This window comes from Pseudomonas sp. ES3-33, from assembly GCF_000952175.1.
GTDB lineage: Bacteria > Pseudomonadota > Gammaproteobacteria > Pseudomonadales > Pseudomonadaceae > Aquipseudomonas > Aquipseudomonas gregormendelii.
Genome location: NZ_JZRI01000013.1, coordinates 38,055 through 55,942 on the forward strand (window position 1 = coordinate 38,055; position 17,888 = coordinate 55,942).

17 protein-coding genes are annotated in these 17,888 nt (G+C 61.3%); 5 read left to right on the plus strand and 12 right to left on the minus strand.

What is annotated here, in order from left to right; genetic code table 11:
* Positions 1 to 38: 38 nt before the first annotated feature.
* The 3 genes from UB23_RS02000 to UB23_RS02010 form a co-directional block, all read right to left on the minus strand.
* A complete protein-coding gene (locus UB23_RS02000; RefSeq protein ID WP_045057669.1) occupies positions 39 to 917 on the minus strand; it encodes a serine hydrolase domain-containing protein in 879 nt (292 codons plus the stop codon).
* A 92-nt stretch (positions 918 to 1,009) separates the two neighbouring features.
* Positions 1,010 to 2,368: a chromate efflux transporter gene (gene chrA / locus UB23_RS02005; RefSeq protein WP_045057670.1), complete on the minus strand. Its 1,359-nt coding sequence runs from the start codon at positions 2,366 to 2,368 to the stop codon at positions 1,010 to 1,012.
* Positions 2,369 to 2,567: 199 nt separating this feature from the next.
* On the minus strand, positions 2,568 to 3,419 hold the full coding sequence (locus UB23_RS02010) for a CAP domain-containing protein (protein ID WP_045057671.1): 852 nt from the start codon (positions 3,417 to 3,419) through the stop codon (positions 2,568 to 2,570).
* 199 nt (positions 3,420 to 3,618) lie between these two features.
* Here UB23_RS02010 and UB23_RS02015 point away from each other — a divergent pair, with 199 nt between their 5' ends.
* Positions 3,619 to 4,233: a cell wall hydrolase gene (locus tag UB23_RS02015; protein WP_045057672.1), complete on the plus strand. Its 615-nt coding sequence runs from the start codon at positions 3,619 to 3,621 to the stop codon at positions 4,231 to 4,233.
* A gap of 75 nt (positions 4,234 to 4,308) precedes the next feature.
* On the opposite strand, the gene UB23_RS02020 is transcribed toward UB23_RS02015, so the two are convergent.
* Together UB23_RS02020 and UB23_RS02025 are read right to left on the minus strand one after the other, a co-directional pair.
* A complete protein-coding gene (locus UB23_RS02020; RefSeq protein ID WP_045057673.1) occupies positions 4,309 to 5,007 on the minus strand; it encodes a dienelactone hydrolase family protein in 699 nt (232 codons plus the stop codon).
* Between the two features lie 52 nt (positions 5,008 to 5,059).
* Positions 5,060 to 5,575 carry an HvfX family Cu-binding RiPP maturation protein gene (locus tag UB23_RS02025; RefSeq protein WP_045057674.1) on the minus strand — a complete coding sequence of 172 codons (516 nt, stop codon included), beginning with the start codon at positions 5,573 to 5,575 and terminating at the stop codon, positions 5,060 to 5,062.
* A 230-nt stretch (positions 5,576 to 5,805) separates the two neighbouring features.
* Here UB23_RS02025 and UB23_RS02030 point away from each other — a divergent pair, with 230 nt between their 5' ends.
* Positions 5,806 to 7,308: an aldehyde dehydrogenase family protein gene (locus UB23_RS02030; RefSeq protein WP_045057675.1), complete on the plus strand. Its 1,503-nt coding sequence runs from the start codon at positions 5,806 to 5,808 to the stop codon at positions 7,306 to 7,308.
* A 71-nt stretch (positions 7,309 to 7,379) separates the two neighbouring features.
* Here UB23_RS02030 and UB23_RS02035 read toward each other — a convergent pair whose 3' ends face one another.
* From UB23_RS02035 to UB23_RS02050, 4 genes are all read right to left on the minus strand, one after another.
* The gene (locus UB23_RS02035) at positions 7,380 to 7,709 is read right to left on the minus strand and encodes a hypothetical protein (protein ID WP_045057705.1); all 330 of its coding nucleotides are present in this window, start codon (positions 7,707 to 7,709) and stop codon (positions 7,380 to 7,382) included.
* A gap of 519 nt (positions 7,710 to 8,228) precedes the next feature.
* The gene (locus UB23_RS02040; RefSeq protein ID WP_045057676.1) at positions 8,229 to 8,732 is read right to left on the minus strand and encodes a GNAT family N-acetyltransferase; all 504 of its coding nucleotides are present in this window, start codon (positions 8,730 to 8,732) and stop codon (positions 8,229 to 8,231) included.
* Positions 8,733 to 8,757: 25 nt separating this feature from the next.
* A complete protein-coding gene (locus UB23_RS02045) occupies positions 8,758 to 9,387 on the minus strand; it encodes a glutathione S-transferase family protein (protein ID WP_045057677.1) in 630 nt (209 codons plus the stop codon).
* 78 nt (positions 9,388 to 9,465) lie between these two features.
* Positions 9,466 to 11,415 (minus strand): DNA topoisomerase III, encoded by a 1,950-nt coding sequence (locus UB23_RS02050; protein ID WP_045057706.1) that lies wholly within the window; start codon positions 11,413 to 11,415, stop codon positions 9,466 to 9,468.
* 38 nt (positions 11,416 to 11,453) lie between these two features.
* Between UB23_RS02050 and UB23_RS29720 the strand changes: the two genes are divergently transcribed.
* The gene (locus tag UB23_RS29720) at positions 11,454 to 11,612 is read left to right on the plus strand and encodes a hypothetical protein (protein WP_160298060.1); all 159 of its coding nucleotides are present in this window, start codon (positions 11,454 to 11,456) and stop codon (positions 11,610 to 11,612) included.
* 131 nt (positions 11,613 to 11,743) lie between these two features.
* Positions 11,744 to 12,106 carry a DUF427 domain-containing protein gene (locus tag UB23_RS02060; RefSeq protein ID WP_045057679.1) on the plus strand — a complete coding sequence of 121 codons (363 nt, stop codon included), beginning with the start codon at positions 11,744 to 11,746 and terminating at the stop codon, positions 12,104 to 12,106.
* Positions 12,107 to 12,117: 11 nt separating this feature from the next.
* Here UB23_RS02060 and lldD read toward each other — a convergent pair whose 3' ends face one another.
* The 3 genes from lldD to UB23_RS02075 form a co-directional block, all read right to left on the minus strand.
* On the minus strand, positions 12,118 to 13,275 hold the full coding sequence (gene lldD / locus UB23_RS02065) for an FMN-dependent L-lactate dehydrogenase LldD (protein WP_045057680.1): 1,158 nt from the start codon (positions 13,273 to 13,275) through the stop codon (positions 12,118 to 12,120).
* Between the two features lie 91 nt (positions 13,276 to 13,366).
* A complete protein-coding gene (locus UB23_RS02070; RefSeq protein ID WP_045057681.1) occupies positions 13,367 to 14,989 on the minus strand; it encodes an MFS transporter in 1,623 nt (540 codons plus the stop codon).
* A gap of 202 nt (positions 14,990 to 15,191) precedes the next feature.
* Complete coding sequence (locus tag UB23_RS02075; RefSeq protein ID WP_045057682.1) at positions 15,192 to 16,838, minus strand: GMC family oxidoreductase; 1,647 nt, start codon at positions 16,836 to 16,838, stop codon at positions 15,192 to 15,194.
* Between the two features lie 121 nt (positions 16,839 to 16,959).
* Here UB23_RS02075 and UB23_RS02080 point away from each other — a divergent pair, with 121 nt between their 5' ends.
* Complete coding sequence (locus UB23_RS02080) at positions 16,960 to 17,862, plus strand: LysR family transcriptional regulator (RefSeq protein WP_045057683.1); 903 nt, start codon at positions 16,960 to 16,962, stop codon at positions 17,860 to 17,862.
* Positions 17,863 to 17,888 lie beyond the last annotated feature (26 nt).

Here is a 17,888-nt window from a genome sequence, read left to right on the forward strand (position 1 = left end):
TTCCTGAGGGTCATGTGCAGGTACCGAGTGCTTGAATATTACACCCAGTGCTCGCTCAACAGGCGCACGGCCTCGGCCTCCACGGCGCCTTCGTCGGTGCCATCGGAAAAGACCGCGCAGGTGGTGATATCCGGGCCGCAAACACTGCGATAAACCGCCACGACACTGCCGGGGCCGACGCCGGTATGACCACTGAGGATGCGTCCACCCTCGACCGGCCCGTGCATCAGGCCGAGGCCGTAACCGGGGGCGATCCAGGGACGTCCCGGTATCGGTCCACCGAGCGTGCGCACTGCCTGCATTTGAGCAAGCAAGGAGTGCGCCAGGAAGTCTGAAGCGTATAAACGGTCCAGGCACGAGGCGGCCTCCACCAACGGCCCTACCAGCAGCCCGTGGTACACCCAGCCCGGGTCATAGGTGGCGACAGCGCCCATGTTTACCCCGTGCAGATCGACTTCACGCCTGGCGAGACGGACCCGGGACAGGCCAAGCGGTACGAACACCCGTTGCGCCAGGGCTTCATCCAGGGCAAGGCCAGTCAAGCGCTCGATCAGTCGCGCCACGTACAGATAACCGACATTCGAATAGTGCCAGCCATCTCCCGGTGCGTAACGCAGGCGGCTTGCGTCAAGGCGTTGCAGCATTTCATCCGCCGGCCAGGGAACGTCGCCGCGGGCGACTGCGCCGTGGTAATCGGCCAGTTCGCTGTAGTCCGCCAGGCCTGCTTCATGGCGCAACAATTGGCGCAGGGTAAAGGGGCCTTCGGGCAGTGGCTGATCCAGCTCGATCAGGCCATCGCGCACCAGCGTCAGGGCGGCAGCCGCCAGCACGGTCTTGGTAAAGCTCCACCAAGGGATCGTCGCATCGGACCGATCCGGGGTCAGGGGTGTACCGTTGGAAATAAGGGAGAAAAGCATTGCTGGCTGCTCTGAAAGGGGGCGCGGCGAGAGTTTGCCAGAATGCAAAAGCCGGTGATCAAATGTTTACATCCGGTCATTGCTGAATGACCTTAGCGCAGCCAATGCACCAGCACGCCCGCCAGCGCGCATGCCAGCAGTACTTCGATCACACCGCGCTTGAAAACCAGCAGCGCGATCGCCGCCACCACTGCAAGCAACAGCGACACCCAGTCGAACCCGCCACTGAACCCGCCTGGCCACAGCACGTGATAGCCGAAAAACACCGCGAGGTTGAGGATCACCCCGACCACCGCTGCGGTGATGGCGGTCAGCGGCGCGGTGAATTTAAGTTGGTTGTGAGTCGATTCGACCAGGGGACCGCCAGCCAGGATGAACAGGAACGAGGGCAGGAACGTAAACCAGGTCACCAGCGCCGCCGCGAGCGCGCCCGCCAGGAACGCCTGGTCCGGGCCAAATACCTGTTGCACGTAGGCGCCAATGAAGCCGACGAACGCCACCACCATGATCAACGGACCTGGGGTGGTCTCGCCCAGCGCCAGGCCGTCGATCATCTGGGTGGGTGTCAGCCATCCGTAATGACTGACCGCGCCCTGGTACACATAGGGCAGCACCGCATAGGCGCCACCAAAGGTCAGCAGCGCGGCCTTGGTGAAGAACCAGCCCATCTGGGTGAAGGTGCCGTGCCAACCGAACAGGAGGGTGAGCGCGCCCATCGGCAGCGTCCACAGGATTGCCCCGATAAACGCCAGGCGCAGCAATTTCAGGCTGCTGAAGCGGGCATGTGCGGGGGGCGGGGTATCGTCATCGATCAGCGCGGGCCCAAACGATTTACCCTTGGCCAGCGCTGTGCCGACCGTGAATTTTCCGGGGGCAAGGCGTCCGCCGACGTACCCGATGAGTGCTGCGGCCAGCACAATCAAAGGGAAGGGCACGTTCAACAACAGGATAGCGGCAAAGGAGGCGCCGGCAATGCTCCACAGCCAGTTGTTCTGCAACACCCTGGAACCCATGCGGTGCGCGGCTTGCAGCACGATGGCGGTGACCGCCGGCTTGATCCCGTAGAACACCCCGACCACGACCGGCACTTCGCCGAAAGCAATGTAGACCCAGGATAATGCAATGAGGATGAACAACGACGGCAGCACGAACAGCGCGCCGGCAATCACGCCGCCCCAGGTGCGGTGCATCAACCAGCCGAGATAGGTCGCCAGTTGCTGAGCTTCGGGGCCCGGTAGCAACATGCAGTAGTTGAGGGCGTGCAGAAACCGGCGCTCGGAGATCCAGCGCCGGCGCTCCACCAGTTCCTGGTGCATGATCGAGATCTGCCCGGCCGGGCCGCCAAAACCGATCAACCCCAGTTTGAGCCAGAACCCGAAGGCTTCCCGTAGCGGGACCGCCCGGGGTGATGCCTGAGCCTGTTCGTCGGCGGAGCAGGGGGGATGGCTCAAACAGGTGCTCCCGAATGACTTAACCGTGACCCAACGCGATCGCAAACGACACGACGATCATGCACGCAAACGCGAAATTGAGGTTCATGAGGGCTTGTTCCGTAAAGTGCTAAAAGTGCAGCCATCTTGAACAGGTCGCGCAGAAATAAAAAATTCGCCTTCATGATTTGAAAGATCGAAGCAATTGATACCTCGGTCATTACTGGGTGCCAAACATCGCCGTCCAGTAAATCCCCGCATCGCTCTTCGGGTCTACCGCGTAGGCCGCGCCCAGTTCCTTGTACGCGGGGTTCATCAGGTTGGCGCAGTGACCAGGGCTGGCGATCCAGCCGTCGACGACCTTGCCCACGGTGTCTTGCCCTGCGGCGATGTTTTCGCCGATCTGCTGGCCGATGTAGCCGGCCAGTTCCGCGCGGTCACCCGGCGTGCGGCCGTCGCGATCCTTGTGGTCGAAAAAATTGTTGTTGGCCATGGCTCGCGAATGGGTCTCGGCGGCGCTCGCCAATGTCGCGTTCCAGGCCAGCGGGGTGGTAGCAGCGAACGATTGCGTGCCGCACTGGCGAGCCTGGCTGCGGGCGTTGTTGAGCAGGGTTAGGACTTTCTGGCCTTCGGCCTGGGAATCGCCCAGGCGTGCGGACATCAGCGGCCGCGCCAGCACGATGCGCCAATCGCGGTCGTCGCGACTCACGCCGATGTCGACAAACTGCGGGTCGAGCACCACGTGGCAGAAACTTTCCCGAATGGCTTGCATGGCCGATTGCGCATCGCGCGGGCCGGACAGGGTGATCGCCTGCACATTGACCATCGGGTAGCCGGCACTGGCCATGGCTTGCTGCAGGTTGCGCACGTTTGTTGCCGACAGTGCCAGGCGTGGATCACCTGCCAGTGGCGGCAGTTCCGGTGATACCTGGTCGGCGCAACGCTGGGGCTGGGTGCGGTAGAGGTTGATCGAATCGATCAGTTGTTTCTCATCGACCGCCAGCGCCTGGGCGGCGAATGACAGGCCCAGCGACAACGCGGCGAGGCGCATAACGGATGAAATGAAGCGCATGAAAATCCCCTTGGGCAGACTGCGCCCATGATGCGCGATTTCACCCCCGCTTGCGCAATGCCTTTTTGTGCCAGGAAACAGTTTTATTGGCCGCCGGATGAAATGAATTGGGGCGACTACAATTAAGCCAGGCCGCCGATTAGCGCGTAACAGCGTCGATAATGCGCTGCCCCATCCGGTTCTTTGAGAAGGGTCGATCATGCGCTTGATGTGGACTGCAACCTGCCTGGCACTCTCCCTGGTCGGCGGCCAGGTGATGGCCACTGAACTTGAACAGCAAAAAGCCGAGGACAAGGCTGAGGTGCTTGAGCAAAAGGCGGCGGAAAAAGGCCCCGATGTCCCGGTGCCCAAAGCCGAGGCGATCACCACCTCGGAGGTGCAGGCGGTCGATCCCGCCGGCTCGGCGCCGCTGGATGACGCCATAACCTGTCTTGCGCGTTCCATCTACTGGGAGGCGAAGGGCAGGCAGACCCGGGAAATGGAAGCCGTGGCCAGCGTGGTCATGAACCGCCTGGGGCACGAAGGTTTTCCCGACACGGTATGCGCAGTGGTCAAGGAGGGCTCGGAAAGCCGTAACTGTCAGTTTTCCTGGTGGTGCGACGGGCGTTCGGATCAGGTCAGGGAGGATGCCGAGTACGCGGTCGCCAAGGAAATCGCGCGCAAGGCGCTGAACCGCACGCTCAATGACCGGACACTGGGGGCAATGTATTTCCATGACAAAACGGTGCGGCCGGATTGGGCGGGCAAGTACATCAAGACGGCGGATATCGGCAGGTTCAGGTTCTACAAGCCGCGGGGCGGGGACGCGAAATAGGGGCGTGGAGACGAGCTTCAGGAATGGGCGACAAAAAAGGCACCTTCCCAGGTGCCTTTTTCGTGTGCCGCCGTCTTACAGTTCCTGACCCAGGAAGATCAGCGTATTGCCATGGGCTTCAGCCGCAGCCCGTTGGTTGTAGCTGTCGCGGTGCGAGCAGTTGAAACCGTGTTCGGCTTGCGGATAGATGACGATTTCCACGAAGTCGTTGTTCTCGAAGCGCTCGGCGATTTTTTCCACCGCTTCCAGTGGAATGTGGCTGTCCTCTTCACCAAAGTGCATCAACAGCGGCACGGTGATTTCGTCGGCGCGGTCCAATTGGTCCTGGATACCGCCACCGTAGTAGGTGATCGCCACGTCCACCAGGCCGTTGGCGGCGGTCAGGTAGGACAGCAGGCCGCCGAAGCAGTAGCCAATGGAGGCCACGCCGCCATCCAGGCCCGGCTGGTCCTTGAGAGCGGCAATGGCCAGCTTGATGTCGTCCTGGGCTTTGGTGATGTCCGTGGCATTCATCAGTTCGACGGCGCGTTTCCAGCCGGCTTCGTCGTACGTCAACTCGATGCGCGCGCCGCTACGCCAGAACAGATCCGGCACGACCACCAGGTAGCCGTCGGCAGCGTATTGTTCGGCGACCGAGCGGATGTGCTCGTTGACGCCGAAGATCTCCTGGATCAATACGATCCCCGGGCCTTTTTGCGTGTGGGGAATCGCCAGGTAAGCACCGAATTTACCGTCGGCGCTGTCGATCTCGATCCATTGGGTGGTTACGCTCATGGTGGCTCCTGTCTACGCGAGTGAGGGGGGTGTAGCTTGCCACGGTAACATTTCAACGAATGTTACGGCGCCAGAAAGTGCATGCCAGCAGCGCATCGAGGCTGAGTTTGCCTGCGCCGGTCAATACCAGCGGAAGGAGAGCGGCGAGGTAAATCAGCGGCAGCTTGAAGTTGCCATGTCCCTTGTTGCTGATGGCGTAGCCCTGGGCCAGCTCACTCAATGTAGACCAATCGGCCGGCCAGTGGACCGCTGCGGTGGCGACGACGGTCACCACCATCAGGATGAGCGCCGAGACTCGCGTGCCCAGGCCTACCAGCAGGGCCAGGGCGCAGATCAGCTCGGCCCACATCGACAGTTCCCAGTTGAAGGTGGCGGGGACCTGGTTGAACGGAAACGGAAATCGCTCCTGAATGTCGGCAAACCAATTCTGCCCGTTCCACTTTTCCAGGCCCGACTCAAAGAATTCCCAGGCCAGGAACACCCGCAAGGTCAGCGGCGCCATCCAGCGGCCGGCGCGGTCGAGGTTGAAGTGCAGGCCTTTGACGGCCGAAGAGAGTGAGGTGTTCATGGGCGGGATCTCCGTTGCGCGTTTTGATCGGCCTGGCCAATCGACCGGCGGATTTCATCAGCCGGGTGTATCAGCGATGTGTCGTGGGCCAGGGAGATTGGAGGGTTAGTGTGTCGGGGATGGGGGTGGATACACATGGATACGCTTGAGCTGGTTGAAATGCCGGGAATGACGCTTCGGGGATTTTCCGGTACCTTTTCTGCCCCTCCATTGCATGGTGAAACCGCTTCATGTCTCTTGCGCTCGATCGTCTAGTCGCTGGCACGCCCATTCCGTTCGCCGGGAATCGTGTCACTGTCGTCAGCCCCGAACTGGCTGAGCGGTTCCAGCCCGGTGACCACCTTCTGGTGGAGCAGGTCAGTGGTGAATTGCTCTTGATTCCGGTGGCTGACCAGCAAGCGGCAGCCGTGGCGATCGAGCGCGCCGAAGCGGCTTTCAAGGCGATGTCGGCCGTGTCGGATGAGGCGATCAGCGAATTTTTCGACCACTTCGCGCAGCGCCTGGAAAGCCCGCAGGCCTGGGCGTTGATCGAGGCGGCGAACCTGGCCGATATCGAGCGGGCCAAGGCCCGTCGACGTTCCACCACGCGACTGCTGGCCAATGAGCCGATGCGCCGCGACATGATCGCCGGACTCAAGGCCTGGCGCGATGCGTCGGCGTCTCGCGGCAAAGTCATCAGTTGCGTCGAGCATGACGGCTGGAAGGTCGAACAGGTGGTCTCACCGCTGGGCATTGTTGCGTTTGTATTCGAGGGTCGACCGAATGTCTTTGCCGACGCTGCTGGCGTTCTGCGTACGGGCAACACCGCCGTGCTGCGCATCGGCAGTGATGCGTTGGGCACTGCCCAGGCCATCGTTACCCATGCATTGAACCCGGCGCTGGCGGATGCCGGCTTGCCCGCCGGCGCTGTGTCGCTGGTGGAAAGTGTCAATCACGCAGCGGGTTGGGCCATGTTCGCCGACCGGCGCCTGTCGCTGGCCGTGGCCCGAGGTTCTGGCCGCGCAGTCAGCCAGCTGGGCAGTATCGCCCAGCAGGCCGGCACCGCCGTCAGCCTGCACGGCACCGGAGGTGCCTGGCTGATAGCGGACAAGGACGCCGACGCCCGGCGTTTTGCCGCCGTGGTGCGCAACTCCCTCGACCGTAAAGTCTGCAACACCCTGAACGTCTGCCTGATTCACCGCGACCGGGCCGATGAATTGGTGCCGTTGTTTCTCGACGCCCTGCAGCAGGCCGGCAACAGCCGTGGTCAAGGCTGCAAATTGCACATCGTCGAGGGCAGCGAAGGGCGCTTGCCGCCGGAGTGGCAAACGGCGAGCGTCGAGGTCTATCGCGCCGATGGCTACCGCACCGAAGCGCTGGCTGAGCCATTGCCCGAGGCTCAACTGGGGCGTGAATGGGAATGGGAGGAAACGCCCGAAGTCAGTCTGAAAATCGTGGATGACCTGGATCAGTCCATCGACCTGTTCAACCGCTACAGCCCGCAATTCACGGTGTCGTTGATCAGTGAGGACGCCAGCACCCAGGAGCGCTTCTACAACGCGGTGAATGCGCCTTTCGTGGGTAACGGAATCACCCGTTGGGTGGATGGCCAGTACGCATTGAGCAAGCCGGAGCTGGGCCTTTCGAACTGGGAGAGCGGTCGCCTGTTTGCACGCAGCGCGATTCTCTCGGGGGATGGGGTGTTCACCATTCGCAGTCGCATGACCCAGATTGATCTGGGCGTTAAACGCTAAAAAAGCTGGCTACAAAAAAGGGCCTGCTCTTTGGCGAGAGCAGGCCCTTTTTATATTAGAGGTGTGAAGTATCAGTAGAACCGGTCAATCACCCGAACTTCGTTCTGGTTCTGCATCGACGCCCACGCCTGTTTCAGCGTTTGCAGAACACTGCCGATGAAGTCTTTATCAGCGGCGGCTTTCTTGCCAACGTAGCCCTGGCCGCGACGGTACATCTTCAGTCGGGCAAGCAGGTTCTGGTTGTTCTTGTCGAATTCCGTCTCATCGGCGTGCGTTGCCAGGCAGTCCATATGAACCTGGCCCGACTTGCTGATCCACAGAATATGGCTGTCGTGGCTGTCTTTTTGCGCAGCGAACATGCGAGCCAGTTCTTCGATAGTGGGTTGATTGTTCAGATTCATGATTTGCCCCTTGACCATTTGGTGATCTTTCAAAGTTGGTTCGCTAATACAGGTAGCCCATCGGTTAGTTGATCCCTGGCACCGAAACCAGGACGTCAGCGTTCATTCGCCGAATGTGGCGAGGTCCCGCGTCTGTTGCATGTAGTCGTGTTGAATAACTGCTACGCAATAGCGTCACAACGAAGAGAAGCAGCGAAAACCTGGAGGCCACTGCCGACTTTTCAGGGTCGGCCACAAGCTTCATGAGGATTGATCGCCAGCGCTTCTCGTCCTTGTACTGGACGTTCGGGCCAGGTCAGCTTCTTCAATCTGCCTTGTGGGCAGCGTGTATCCGGGAATAACAGCTCGGCGGTCAGACGAGCTTGCTCAAACATGTTGCCGTACTCCCGATCGGGGAGATGTCTGCATCATGCAAGGGCAAATCGGAGGCGTCAATGGTTATGTAGTGATTATTTTTGTTCACTACATATTGTCGGACAAAGCGGTTTGGAATGAGCAGGGCGAGGCAGCGCGCCCCGTTCAGACGGCCTGGGGCGGGGTTTCGAAGCGGTAAAAGGTGCAGGGATGTCCATCCACCGGTCGCTGGTGCAGGCTGTACTGGTGGCCTGTGAGAATCGGTATGAGTCCGGCCCAGAACCGCCGTGCCGGCTGGTTTGCATCGATATGGAAAATTTGCCATTGGCCCGGGTGGACGCTCAAGAAGGCAGAGACGACAAACTTCGCGACGCCCTGGCCACGAAAACGTCGAGTGACGAACAGATAACCCAAGTTCAACTGCGCGCCATCGAGGTGGGTCTGGTCGTCGACGGTCACGAAGCCGGCCAGTTCGCCGTCAACCGTAATCAGGAAGGGCCGGGTGGCCGACTTTCTCCAGTAGTCCACCTGGGGCTGGATACTGAAGAAACCGTGCCCTGCGAGCTTCAGCGGGAGCCATTCACTGAAGTCGTACAGGTAGAACTGCATCAGGTTTTCAATGGTGTCCAGATCGTCGCGTTGGGCGGCGTGCAGTTCTATCACGGGCATTAAAAGTGGCTCCTGACCGGGTCGATCAGTGGGGCGCGAAATCGTATGGGCCACCGGTCTTCAGTGCGGCAGCGTAGGCTGGGCGTTTCTGGAAGCGGTCGACCCAGGCGGCGACGTGCGGGTACTGACCGAGTTTGCCTTGCGCCCTGGCGATCTCGCCGATAAAGCTCATCTGGATGTCCGCGGCGCTGAATTCAGCGCCCAGCAGGTAGTCGCCCTGGCTCAGCGCCGTGTCGAGGTAACCCAGGTAGTTGGCCACTTCCGAGTTGATCCGTGGATGCAATGGCGCGCCAGCCTCTCCCAGTCGACCCACGTACAGGTTCAGCATCAGTGGCAGCATCGCCGAACCTTCGGCGAAATGCAGCCATTGCACGTATTGATCATAGGCGGCTGTGGCGGGGTCAGGTTGCAGGCGGCCCTGGCCGTGGCGTCGGATCAGGTAATCGATGATGGCCGCAGACTCGATCAACGTCTGTTGACCGTCTTCGATGACCGGGGATTTGCCCAGGGCATTGACTGCCTTCAACTCCGGCGGTGCCAGGTTGGTCTTCGGGTCACGCTGGTAGCGCTTGAGCTCATAGGGGATGCCCAGTTCTTCCAGCAGCCAGAGAATCCGTTGCGAGCGAGAGTTGTTCAGGTGATGGACGATAATCATGTTCTTGGCCTTTTCAGGTAGTAGGGCTGGCGCCGGGCTTGAACAACACTAGACCATCACAGTCCGCGCGAAGTGCCCTTATGGTTTGCTTGCCGGTTTTGCCGTGCGCCGGGTGCTGGTGGCCGGTTTGCGCTTGGCCGGTTTGCGTTTGTTTTTCCACGGCGTGGCTCCGCGCCCTGCCGGGCTTGCAGGCCCGCTGATGGTCAGGCTCAGGCCTGCGCAGCGGGCCACCTGTTTGCTCATCCAGGCGGCCTGTTTGGTGACAAACTCTTCCAGGCTCATCTCGCCGCTCTGCACCATGTCCAGCGCCTGTTCCCAGATCGCCGTGGTACCCGGGTCGGCAATGGCCCGGGGCACGGCGTCGATCAGGCTGAATGCCGCCGGGGTCGCGGCCAGCGCCTTGCCGTTTTTAATCAGGTAGCCGCGGTCGAGCAGCCCCTGGATGATCGACGCGCGAGTCGCTTCGGTACCGATGCCGGTAGTGTCCTTGAGTTTTTGCTTGAGCAGCGGATCTTCCACGAGCTTGGCGACATTTTTCATCGCCTTGATCAGGTCGCCCTCGGTGAAGGGTTTGGGCGGCTGAGTCCAGAGGTCCTTGAGCTTGACGTCGACAACCTTGCATTCACGACCTTCGGCCAGGGTCGGCAAGGTTTGCGGAACCGGCGCTTCGCGTCCCTTGGCCGGGGCCAGGGCCTCGGGCAGGGCGCGTTTCCAGCCAGGCTCGACGATCTGCTTGCCAACAGCTCGCAGCGCTTGCCCGGCGCAGTCGAAGTCGGCCTGGGTCCGGTCATACTCGTGGTTGGGCAGGAACTGCGCCAGGTAGCGTGCGCGAATCAATGTGTACACCGCCCGCTGCTTGCCCACCAGTCGCTCGAGGTTCTTTGCTGCCGCCGTGGGGATGATCCCGTGGTGAGCGCTGACCTTGGCATCGTTCCAGGCGCGGGAGCGTCGGTGCGGTTCAAGGTGATCATTCAATGCGTTCAGGCCGGGATCGGCCTGCCTTAACGCTGCCAGAATGCCGGGCGCCTCGCCGTGCTGACTGACCGGCAGGTAGCCGCAGTCGCTTCGAGGATAGGTGATGACTTTATGGGTTTCGTAGAGTGCCTGGGCGATGTCGAGCGTCTCCTGGGCACCGAGGCCCAGTTTCTTCGAACAGACCTCCTGCAAAGTGCCCAGGTCGAAGGGCAGGGGGGCGACTTCACGCAGGCGCTCGGTACGCAGCTTGACCACCCGGGCGCTGGCCGCCTGGCTGATAGCTGCTGCGGCCTGCCGGGCCAGTTCCGGGTTCAGGCAGCGGTCCTGGTCGTCGCAAACCTCGGAAGCTGCGCGCCATTGCGCGGTGAATGGTGTGCCGTCGTGCAGCAGTTGCACGTCAATCGCCCAATAGGCGACCGGGACGAAATCGGCAATGCTGCGATCCCGATCCACCACCAGGCGCAAGGTGGGCGTTTGCACTCGACCGACCGGCAACACTCCCTGATAACCGGACTGCCGTCCCAGCAGGGTGAACAAGCGGCTCATGTTCATGCCGATCAGCCAGTCGGCCCGGGAGCGGCCCAGGGCGGAGTGGTACAGGCTGAACGTCTCGGCTCCCGGCTTGAGCGCCGCCAGCGCCTTGCGAATTGATGCGTCATCCAGCGCCGATAACCAGAGGCGACGAATCGGCCCGCGATACCGGCAATGTTCGACCAGCTCCCGAGCGATCATTTCGCCTTCGCGGTCGGCGTCCGTGGCGATCACCAGCTCATCGGCTTCGCCCAGCAACCGTTTGACTGCCTTGTACTGGCTGGCAGTGCGCGGCTTGACGGTCATCTTCCATTTATCAGGAATGATCGGCAGGTCTGCCAGCACCCAGCGCTTGTAGCGTGCGTCGTAGGCATCCGGTGGCGCGGTTTCCAGCAGGTGGCCGATGCACCAGGTCACCGTGACGTCCGTACCCAGCCAGCAGCCATCGCCGCGACGCCGGGCGCCGAGCACGGCCGCAATATCCTTGGCCTGGGAAGGTTTTTCACAGAGGTACAGCCGCATGACCACCATCGATGTTCAGTGTACGAGAGGTGCACAGAATGGCGGTTGACGGGCGAGGGATCAACCTTTATCTGTATGGATGTACAGCAGATGAGTTTCCGTTCGTTGCCCTGAGCCACTGCCGTTGGGCCGAGCCCGTCACCGAACTGCCCGGAGTGAAGCTTCCGTTCGGCTGTGAAGCGTTCGTGCAGGCGTAACTTGGGTTATACCTGATAGCTGGTGATGCAGGTTTTGACCACGCCAAGCTGCCCTTTAAGAGGATGCTCGCCCCCCGCGGGTACAAGCTTTCGCACCGATTGAGTCAAGTCTTCCAAGAGGAATCCACTCCATGTCAACTCCCCCCGCTGTCATTACCATTGCTGAACAACCGGGCTGTCTTCTGGTGAAATTCCACGGCATCCAGGTGGCCGCGTCCTCGCGCGCGCTGGTGCTGCTGGAGGCCAATTACCCGCCGGTGTATTACGTCCCGCGCGAAGACATCGACGAAAAGTACTTCGCCCGCACCGATCACACCAGTTATTGCCCGTACAAGGGCGACGCCAGCTATTTCAGCCTGCAGGTTCCCGGGCATGAGGGGGCCAACGCGGTGTGGAGTTATGAGAAGCCCAAGGTGTCGGTGGCGCAGATCAAGGATTACGTCGCGTTCTACCCGAATCAGGTTAAGTTCGAATTGCTGGACGCCGAGGTCTGATAAAACGCCAGTTAAACAAGGTCCGATAGCCGCTGTGCCTGGACCAAGGTGGTTTCGTCGATCTGATCGATCGACGTCACCCCGGTCAACGTCATGGCCACGCGCATTTCCCTGGCAAAGATATCCAGCATGTTTTCCACTCCGCGTTGACCGTCGGCGGCCAGCGCGTAGGCCATTGATCGTCCCAGCAGGACGCCTTTGGCACCCAGCGCGAGCATGCGCACCACGTCCAGTCCCGAACGAATGCCCGAGTCGACCAGCACGGTCAGGTCATTCGCCACGGCTTGCACGATCGGCGGCAATGCCCGGGCGGTCGAGAGCACGCCGTCCAGTTGGCGGCCGCCATGGTTCGACACGACGATGCCATCAGCCCCGAAGCTGACCGCGTCCCTGGCATCCTGGGGATCGAGGATGCCCTTGATGATCATCGGTCCTTGCCAGAAATCGCGTATCCACTCCAGGTCACTCCAGCTGATCGACGGGTCGAAATTATTCGCCAGCCAGCCCATGTAATCCTCCAGGGTCACGGCCTTGCCGAGGTATCTGGAAATGTTGCCCAGATCATGGGGACGGCCCATGAGGCCGACGTTGAAAGCCCAGTCGGGCCGGGTCATGGCTTGCAGCATGCGCCGTGTCGAAGCATACGGGCCGGACATCCCCGAATGCGCATCGCGATAACGCGCGCCGGGCGTTGGCATGTCCACGGTGAATACCAGGTTCTTCACGCCGGCCGCCTTGGCTCGCTCGAGGGCGTTTTTCATGAAACCGCGGTCCTTGAGCACGTACAGCTGAAACCAGATCGGTTGCTGGCTCTGGGCGACGACTTCCTCGATCGAACACACCGATACCGTCGAAAGGCACAAGGGGATGCCTTTGTTTTGCGCAGCCCTGACGGCCTGGACTTCACCCCGGCGGGCAAACATGCCCGTCAGGCCGACCGGCGCCAACACGATTGGCATTGCGAGTTTCTGTTCGAACAGGGTGGTCTCCAGGCTCAGGGTCTCGACGTTTTTCAGGATCCGCTGGCGCAGGCTGATGCCGCTAAGATCGGCGCTGTTGGCCCGCAACGTATGCTCCGCATAGGCCCCGCCGTCGATGTAATCGAACAAAAAGCGCGGGAGTTTGCGCCGCGCCGCCTCGCGATAGTCGGATGCAGATGAAATGATCATGAAGACGCGCCTCGGTCTGGTGATTGCGATGACCCATGTGCTCAGGTTAACGAAAACGCCCCGCGTGTGCGGGGCGTTTTTTCGTCTGCTGTCAGTTGGTGTCCAGGTCGACGTTTTTCGTCTCACGCAAACAGATCAAGCCGACCACCAGGCTCACCCCGGTGATCAGCACCGGGTACCAGAGTCCGTAGAAAATATCCCCGGTGTACACCACCAGCGCAAACGACACCGTCGGCAGGAAGCCACCGAACCAGCCGTTGCCGATGTGATAGGGCAGGGACATCGAGGTGTAGCGGATGCGCGTCGGGAACAGCTCGACCATCAGCGCTGCCAGCGGGCCGTAGCACATGGCGGAGATGATGATCAGCCCGACGATCAATGCCACGATCATCGGCTTGTTGATCAGCTGGGTGTCTGCCTGTGACGGATAACCGGCCAGGGTGATCGCACCGCGCAGGGCGGCTTCGTCATAGCCGTCGATCTTCACGTCGCCGACGCTGACCTGCACGGCGCTGCCAGCGGGGGCTGCGGCGCTGCTGTAGGGCAGCCCTTGCTTGACGAGGAAGGTCTTGACCTTGTCGCACGGGCTGTCGAATTTCGCTTTGCCCACTGGATCGAACTGGAAGGTGCAGGTGGCCGGGTCGGCCAGCACGGTGATCGGCGCCTGTTGGCTGGCCAGGTCAATGGCGGGGTTGGCATAGTGCGCCAGGGATTTGAAGATCGGGAAGTACAGGACCGTGGCCAGCAGCAGTCCAAGCATCAGCACCGGTTTGCGCCCGACCTTGTCCGACAGCCAGCCGAAGAAGATGAAGAACGGCGCGCCGATGATCACGCTGATGATCAGCAGGCTGTTGGCCAGGGCCGGGTCCATTTTCAGGAACTGGGTGAGGAAGAACAGCACATAGAATTGCGCCGCGTAGAAGGTGACGGCCTGACCGGCGTTGATGCTGAACAGGGCAATCAGCACCACCTTGAGGTTTTCCCATTTGCCGAAGGAGTCACGAATCGGCTGCTTGCACAGCTTGCCTTCCTCTTTCATTTTCACGAATGAGGGGGACTCGTGCAGGCTCAGACGAATCCAGGTGGAAATCCCCAGCAGCACGATGGAAAACAGGAACGGAATCCGCCAGCCCCAGACTTCAAACTGGTCGCCGGTGAAATAGCGGCAACCCAGTACCACCAGCAGCGACAGCAGCAGGCCGAGGGTTGCGGTGGACTGGATCCAGCTGGTGTGGAAGCCGCGCTTGCCGATCGGTGCGTGTTCCGCCACGTAGGTAGCCGCCCCCCCATATTCACCGCCCAGGGCCAGGCCCTGGAGCATGCGCAGCACCACCAGGATGATGGGCGCGGCAATGCCGATACTGGCGTAGGTGGGCAACAGGCCGACGCAGAAGGTCGCCACGCCCATCAGCACGATCGTCGCCAGGAAGGTGTACTTGCGCCCGATCATGTCGCCCAGTCTGCCGAACACCAGCGCGCCGAACGGCCGCACGATGAAGCCTGCCGCGAAGGCCATCAGGGCAAAGATGAACGCCGTGGTGTCATTGACCCCCGAGAAAAACTGCTTGCTGATCACTGCGGCGAGCGCGCCGTAGAGGAAAAAGTCGTACCACTCGAAGACCGTTCCAAGTGACGAGGCGAAGATGACCTTGCGGGTGTCGTGACCGATCTCGGCGCGGCCCACGGTCTCCAGCGGCTGAACATGTTCTGACATATCGGTATCCCTTACAGTGATTGTTTTTTTTGTTCCACTGTCGGCGCCTGCCTTGTGGGCGGGTGCCGGTACTTCGATGTAGGTAGTGCGTGCAGTCCCCGCCGCCCCTGTAGGAGCTGCCGAAGGCTGCGATCTTTTGATGTTGCTTTTCAAGATCAAAAGATCGCAGCCTTCGGCAGCTCCTACGGGGGGCGCGGGGGTTTCAGGTGGTGGTGACCCGTTCCTTTGGCGTGGTGGTGCTCCTTAAGGTTGGATTGAGGATCAATTCAGCGGCCTTTTCCGCAATCATCAGCGTAGGCGAACAGGTGTTGCCCGAGGTAATTCTTGGCATGATCGAAGCGTCGGCAATCCGCAGACCGGGGATGCCGTGGACTTTGAGCTGCGCGTCGACCACCGCGTCCCGATCGTTGCCCATGCGGCAGGTACCCACCGGGTGAAAAATCGTCGTGCCGATGCGCGCGGCCGCTTCGTGCAGTTCTTCCTCGCTTTGCAAACTGTCCCCGGGCAGATATTCCACCGGGTTGAAGCGGGCGAGGGCGGGTGCCGACACGATGCGCCGGGTCAGGCGAATGGCATCCGCCGCGACCCGCAGGTCTTGCGGATGACTCAGGTAGTTGGGCTGGATCAGTGGCGCGTCCTGGGCATTGGCGCTGCGGATTTCCACGCGACCACGACTTTGGGGGCGCAAATCACACACCGACGCAGTGAAGGCGGGAAAGGCATGCAACGGCTCGCCGAAGCGCTCCAGCGACAGCGGCTGCACGTGGTACTCGAGGTTGGCCGAGGTCTGCTCCGGCCCCGACCGGGCAAAAGCGCCCAACTGGCTCGGCGCCATCGACAGCGGCCCGCTGCGGTTGTAAAGGTAACGCAGGCCCATGCCCATCTTGCCCCACACGCTGCCGGCGATCTGGTTCAGGGTGCGGGCATTTTCCAGCTTGTAGATCAGTCGCAGTTGCAGGTGATCCTGCAGGTTGCCGCCAACCCCCGGTAGTGCATGGGCCACACCGATGCCGAGTGATTGCAGGAGTGGGCGAGGGCCGATGCCCGAGCGTTGCAGGATACTTGGCGAGCCGACGGCGCCTGCGCACAGGATGATCTCCTGGCGAGCCCTGAAGGTTCTCGGTTGGCCCTGGCAGCGGCTGATGACCGCCGAGGCGCGGCCATTGTCCAGTTGCACGCGATCAACTTCGACGTCAGTCAGTACCGTGAGATTGGGCCGGTGCCGCACGGGCTTGAGAAACGCCTTGGCCGCATTCCAGCGAACCCCGGCTTTCTGGTTGACCTGGAAATACCCGCAGCCTTCGTTGTCGCCCTTGTTGAAGTCATCGACGCTGGCAATTCCGCTCTGTTCGGCGGCGCTACGGAACGCGTCCAGAATCGGCCAGGACAGGCGCTGGCGTTCGATCCGCCATTCCCCGGCAGCGCCATGAAACTGCGAGTCGCCGGCAAAGTGGTCTTCACTTTTCCTGAACAGCGGCAACACCTGGTCCCAACCCCAGCCGGGGTTGCCGTCGGCGGCCCAGCTGTCGTAATCGCCCGCCTGGCCGCGCATGTAGATCATGCCGTTGATCGAGGAGCAGCCGCCCAGCACCTTGCCCCGTGGATAGCTCAGGGCGCGCCCTTGCAGGCCGGGTTGCGCCTCGGTCTTGAAGCACCAGTCGGTGCGCGGGTTGCCGATGCAGAACAGGTAACCCACCGGAATGTGAATCCACGCATAGTTATCGCGACCGCCCGCTTCGAGCAGCAACACCCGATGCTGCGGGTTGGCCGAGAGTCGATTGGCCAGCAAACAACCGGCCGGACCGGCCCCGACCACTACATAGTCGTATTCATCAAGGGAAGTCGGCATCCCTGACCTCGTATTGTTGTTCTTGTTGTCAGGCATCCTAGTTGTTAGCTTTCGTTTAAAGAATGTTAATTTTTGCGCAGCCGCTGTGCGTTTTTAAACAGTGCGGCCTTGGGGACGATCGATGTTCGACTGGAATGACCTGCGGTTTTTTCTTGAACTCCAGCGCAGCGGGCGCTTGCTCACCGCCGCGCGTCGTTTGAACACCACCCATGCCACCGTCGCCCGGCATATCGAAGCCATCGAAAAAAGCCTGGGGACCGCGCTGTTCGTCCAGCATGCCCAGGGTTACCAGATGACGCCTGCTGGCGAAGCGCTGCTCAAACACGCCGAGGCCATGGAAAACGTCGCGTTGCTGGCCCAGGAAGAAATGACCCAATCGACGGCGCCCCTTGGCAAGATCCGCGTGGGTGTCACCGAAGGGCTGGGCATCATGTTTCTCGCCAGCCGCATGAATGACCTCTTCGAGCGTTACCCCGGTCTGGAAGTGGAGCTGGTCGCGGTGCCGCGTTTTGTCAGCATCCTCAACCGCGAAGCCGAAATCAGCATCCACCTGGAACGGCCGGCGGCCGACATGCTGGTCACCCGCAAGCTCACGGACTACCGCCTGGCGCTCTATGCCAGCCAGGACTACCTGAATCGTGCGCCCCCGCTGCGCAGCCGCGAAGACCTCGGCCGGCATGCGTGGATCGGCTATGTCGACGACCTGCTGTTCAGCCAGGAACTGATGTTTCTCAACAGTTTCTGCCGCAACCCCCAGGTGGTGTTCCACAGCACCAGCGTCATCGCCCAGCAGCAGGCGGCACGCTCGGGGCTGGGGATAGCGGTGCTGCCGTGCTACATGGCCAGTGCCGACCCGGGATTGGTGGCGCTACTGCCGGATGAAAGCCTTCTGCGCAGCTACTGGATCAGCACCCGCCGCGAGCTGCACAAATCGGTGCGGCTGCGGGTGTTGTGGGACTACGTGGTGGCGTTGTGTGAGAGCGAGCAGGGCCTGTTGCTGGGCACGGATCAAGCTGCACTGTAGGAGCGAGCTTGCTCGCGATGGTCTTA

What these genes read in the sequence shown, in the direction of transcription:
- lldD (WP_045057680.1), bottom strand. Translation starts at nt 13,275, where the DNA reads ATGATCATTTCATCTGCATCCGACTATCGCGAGGCGGCGCGGCGCAAA.
- UB23_RS02070 (WP_045057681.1), bottom strand. Translation starts at nt 14,989, where the DNA reads ATGTCAGAACATGTTCAGCCGCTGGAGACCGTGGGCCGCGCCGAGATC.
- UB23_RS29720 (WP_160298060.1), top strand. Translation starts at nt 11,454, where the DNA reads ATGGCGGTTGACGGGCGAGGGATCAACCTTTATCTGTATGGATGTACA.
- UB23_RS02000 (WP_045057669.1), bottom strand. Translation starts at nt 917, where the DNA reads ATGCTTTTCTCCCTTATTTCCAACGGTACACCCCTGACCCCGGATCGG.
- UB23_RS02045 (WP_045057677.1), bottom strand. Translation starts at nt 9,387, where the DNA reads ATGATTATCGTCCATCACCTGAACAACTCTCGCTCGCAACGGATTCTC.
- UB23_RS02040 (WP_045057676.1), bottom strand. Translation starts at nt 8,732, where the DNA reads ATGCCCGTGATAGAACTGCACGCCGCCCAACGCGACGATCTGGACACC.
- UB23_RS02050 (WP_045057706.1), bottom strand. Translation starts at nt 11,415, where the DNA reads ATGCGGCTGTACCTCTGTGAAAAACCTTCCCAGGCCAAGGATATTGCG.
- UB23_RS02080 (WP_045057683.1), top strand. Translation starts at nt 16,960, where the DNA reads ATGTTCGACTGGAATGACCTGCGGTTTTTTCTTGAACTCCAGCGCAGC.
- UB23_RS02030 (WP_045057675.1), top strand. Translation starts at nt 5,806, where the DNA reads ATGTCTCTTGCGCTCGATCGTCTAGTCGCTGGCACGCCCATTCCGTTC.
- UB23_RS02075 (WP_045057682.1), bottom strand. Translation starts at nt 16,838, where the DNA reads ATGCCGACTTCCCTTGATGAATACGACTATGTAGTGGTCGGGGCCGGT.
- UB23_RS02035 (WP_045057705.1), bottom strand. Translation starts at nt 7,709, where the DNA reads ATGAATCTGAACAATCAACCCACTATCGAAGAACTGGCTCGCATGTTC.
- UB23_RS02010 (WP_045057671.1), bottom strand. Translation starts at nt 3,419, where the DNA reads ATGCGCTTCATTTCATCCGTTATGCGCCTCGCCGCGTTGTCGCTGGGC.
- UB23_RS02020 (WP_045057673.1), bottom strand. Translation starts at nt 5,007, where the DNA reads ATGAGCGTAACCACCCAATGGATCGAGATCGACAGCGCCGACGGTAAA.
- UB23_RS02060 (WP_045057679.1), top strand. Translation starts at nt 11,744, where the DNA reads ATGTCAACTCCCCCCGCTGTCATTACCATTGCTGAACAACCGGGCTGT.
- UB23_RS02025 (WP_045057674.1), bottom strand. Translation starts at nt 5,575, where the DNA reads ATGAACACCTCACTCTCTTCGGCCGTCAAAGGCCTGCACTTCAACCTC.
- UB23_RS02015 (WP_045057672.1), top strand. Translation starts at nt 3,619, where the DNA reads ATGCGCTTGATGTGGACTGCAACCTGCCTGGCACTCTCCCTGGTCGGC.